The 1961-nt window shown below is 69.1% G+C and carries 2 protein-coding genes and 1 pseudogene; 2 read left to right on the top strand and 1 reads right to left on the bottom strand.

The window, feature by feature from the left end:
* Nucleotides 1–226, bottom strand: a pseudogene (locus VF794_RS22310) (endonuclease); the annotation flags it as partial.
* A gap of 192 nt (nucleotides 227–418) precedes the next feature.
* Here VF794_RS22310 and VF794_RS22305 point away from each other — a divergent pair.
* Both VF794_RS22305 and VF794_RS22300 read left to right on the top strand, forming a co-directional pair.
* Entirely contained in the window at nucleotides 419–979 is a 561-nt protein-coding gene (locus tag VF794_RS22305) for a hypothetical protein (protein WP_331113600.1), read from the top strand.
* A gap of 95 nt (nucleotides 980–1074) precedes the next feature.
* Complete coding sequence (locus VF794_RS22300; RefSeq protein WP_414640940.1) at nucleotides 1075–1902, top strand: AAA family ATPase; 828 nt, start codon at nucleotides 1075–1077, stop codon at nucleotides 1900–1902.
* The last annotated feature ends 59 nt before the right edge of the window (nucleotides 1903–1961 follow it).

Raw genomic sequence — 1961 nt, 5'->3', positions numbered from 1 at the left:
AGGCCTCGAGCTGGGTCTCGTCCGGGCGGGCGCGCCGGTGGGCGACGCTGCTGCGGAAGGACTGCGTCTCCACCTCCTGGAGGCAGATGATGTCCGGTAGCGGCTCCAACGCGGCCAGGGCCGCGGCCACCCGGCGCTTGGGCCCCAGCGTGCTGGCGAGCCCGCGCAGGGCGTGCCCGAAGTAGCGGACGTTGTAGCTGACGATGCGTAGAGGCGTCGTTGCCATGCTCGCTCGTGCGTCACGTGGAGGCGGAAAGGTAGGGGGAAGTTACTGCCTCCCCCCGCCGTGTGGGAGCGCCTCGGAGCTTGCAAGCCACCCCGGGACGCGGATACTGCGCCGCCGCTGGGGACGCTCGGTCCCCCCGGAGACGTGCAACCCGCCCGCTGGCCGGCAGCGGGCCTGGATGAGAGAGACGACATGAAGCTGCGTTCGACGTTGTATGGGGTGGCGGCCGTGGTGGTGGGGGGCCTGCTGGGCTGTGGCCAGCCGCCGAAGTACTACCGGGTGGCCGTCGACGAGTCGCCCCTGCTCAACCTGCCCGCGAGCTGCTACCCCAACGGGACGGCGCCCACGCCGCGGACCAACAACGTGCAGTCCGTCCAGCAGTGGAGCCTCTGGGATGGCACCGAGGACCGGAAGTACCTGGAGGTGGGCGCCATCACCTACAACCCGGGTAACAACGCCCCCACCTTCTCCATCCCGGGCGAGGTCATCGTGAGCACCGGCGCGGGCGACAAGACGACCTTCGTCGCCGAGCGGACGCTGACCGACCCCAACCGCACCTACCGAGTCACCTACACCTTCGACAAGGAGGGTGGACTCTTCGGGGGAGATGTCATCGAGGGCTCCATCGGCCTGTTCTACTCGTGCACGAACACGGCCACGAACAACTGCAATCAGGTCAACAGCTGCGACACCACGCTGCGCTTCACGGGCCGGCAGATCGACGCGGAGCCGATGCTGCTGGTGAACGGCTAGGCCAACCGAACCCCCGGCGGGGCCTGGACGCTCCGCCGGTGGGCGGCGGGCGCGGGTCGGTGTTAAAGGAGGGGCACGCCATGACGTCCACTCCCATCCGTTTCCGCGGAACCGATTCCTACCTCTCCAGCGAGGGCCTCCAGGCCGCCGTCAACTGCGCGCTGACGCTCCAGCGCCCGTTGCTGGTGCGGGGCGAGCCGGGCACGGGCAAGACGCTGCTCGCCGAGGCCGTCGCCGAGAGCCTGGGCCTGCGCCTGCTCACCTGGCACGTGAAGAGCACCACGCGCGCGCAGGACGGCTTGTACGTCTATGACACCGTGCAGCGCCTGTACGACTCGCGCTTCGGTGACGGGGACGTGCGGGACATCCGCCGCTACATCCGCATGGGCCCCCTGGGCGAGGCCTTCGCCTCCCCCGAGCGTGTGGTGCTGCTCATCGACGAGGTGGACAAGGCGGACCTCGAGTTCCCCAACGATCTGCTCCACGAGCTGGACCGGATGCGCTTCCGCGTCACGGAGACCAACGACGAGGTGGCGGCCACGCACCGCCCCGTGGTCATCATCACCAGCAACAACGAGAAGGAGCTGCCGGACGCCTTCCTGCGCCGGTGCGTCTTCCACTTCATCGACTTCCCGGACCAGGAGCTGATGCGCCGCATCGTGCAGGTGCACCACCCCGGACTGGACGAGTCGCTGGCGGAGCAGGCCCTGAAAATCTTCTACGAGCTGCGGGGCTTCACGCGGCTGCGCAAGCGTCCGTCCACGAGCGAGCTCGTCGATTGGATCTCCGTGCTGAAGGCCAGCGGCCTCACGAGCCTGAAGCTGGACGAGAACCTGCCGTACCTGGGGGCGCTGCTCAAGCGCGAGCAGGACCTGATGGCGGTGGCGGAGGCCTTCGGGCGGGGCCGCCGGACGAAGGCCTGAGCGGGAGCGCGCCATGTTCCTGCCCTTCCTCTACGAGTTGCGGCGGCGCGGGGTGCCGG

This window comes from Archangium sp., assembly GCF_036389735.1.
Classification (GTDB): Bacteria; Myxococcota; Myxococcia; order Myxococcales; family Myxococcaceae; genus Archangium.
Note: the sequence above shows the minus strand (reverse complement) of the source record. Positions and strands in the feature narration are given on the sequence as shown.

What these genes read in the sequence shown, in the direction of transcription:
- VF794_RS22305 (WP_331113600.1), top strand. Translation starts at nt 419, where the DNA reads ATGAAGCTGCGTTCGACGTTGTATGGGGTGGCGGCCGTGGTGGTGGGG.